We start from the raw sequence: 292 nt of genomic DNA, 5'->3' as shown, positions 1-292 counted from the left end.
GACACGACGCGGGATCGCGGCACGATCGCTCAACCGCCCGTTGTTCGTGCGCCGATCGCCATCGGCGGTACTGGCGGCACGATCATCGCGAACCAGTCGGTGTCGATCGACGCACAGAACGTCAACAACCAGAACGTCGCCGCACAGAATTCCGCAACCGGCGCGACGGGCGGAACGCTCGGCAACAATGCGGCCAATCAAGGCGTGTCGGGCGGTAATCTCGCCCAGGTCGGCACGGCAAGCGGAACGACGACAGTCCCAGCGCTGCAATCGGTTGCAAGCGCAACCGGAT

The 292-nt window shown here is 64.7% G+C and carries 1 protein-coding gene; it reads left to right on the top strand.

Annotated features, from left to right (window positions below):
• Window positions 1-292 (top strand): hypothetical protein (locus ACV22Z_RS35895; RefSeq protein ID WP_448080964.1); only part of this gene is annotated, 292 nt, incomplete at both ends.

This window comes from Burkholderia sp. PU8-34 (genome assembly GCF_053427725.1).
Note: the sequence above shows the minus strand (reverse complement) of the source record. Positions and strands in the feature narration are given on the sequence as shown.